Raw genomic sequence first — 680 nt, 5'->3', positions numbered from 1 at the left:
CCGACGCTCCCACGGCTTGTAGGCACACGGTTTCAGGTACTATTTCACTCCGCTCCCGCGGTACTTTTCACCATTCCCTCACGGTACTATCCGCTATCGGTCACCAGGGAATATTTAGGCTTAGCGGGTGGTCCCGCCAGATTCACACGGGATTTCTCGGGCCCCGTGCTACTTGGGTGTCTCTCAAACGAGCCGTACAGATTTCAGCTACGGGGGTCTTACCCTCTACGCCGGACCTTTCGCATGTCCTTCGCCTATCCATACGGTTTCTCACTCGTCCCGCCGCCGGCAGACGACGGAAGAGAGATCCCACAACCCCGCATGCGCAACCCCTGCCGGGTATCACACGCATACGGTTTGGCCTCATCCGGTTTCGCTCGCCACTACTCCCGGAATCACGGTTGTTTTCTCTTCCTGAGGGTACTGAGATGTTTCACTTCCCCTCGTTCCCTCCACACTGCCTATGTGTTCAGCAGTGGGTGACAGCCCATGACGACTGCCGGGTTTCCCCATTCGGAAACCCCCGGATCAAAGCCTGGTTGACGACTCCCCGGGGACTATCGCGGCCTCCCACGTCCTTCATCGGTTCCTGGTGCCAAGGCATCCACCGTGCGCCCTTAAAAACTTGGCCACAGATGCTCGCGTCCACTGTGTAGTTCTCAAACAACGACCAGCCACCC

1 rRNA gene is annotated in these 680 nt (G+C 58.2%); it reads right to left on the bottom strand.

The features are described 5' to 3' along the window. Positions 1-631 (bottom strand): 23S ribosomal RNA (locus tag IE219_RS31405); the annotation flags it as partial. Between the last annotated feature and the right edge of the window lie 49 nt (positions 632-680).

It is taken from the genome of Streptomyces termitum (assembly GCF_014650175.1).
GTDB classification, from domain to species: Bacteria; Actinomycetota; Actinomycetes; order Streptomycetales; family Streptomycetaceae; genus Streptomyces; species Streptomyces termitum.
This window is presented reverse-complemented; position numbering and strand designations above follow the sequence as displayed.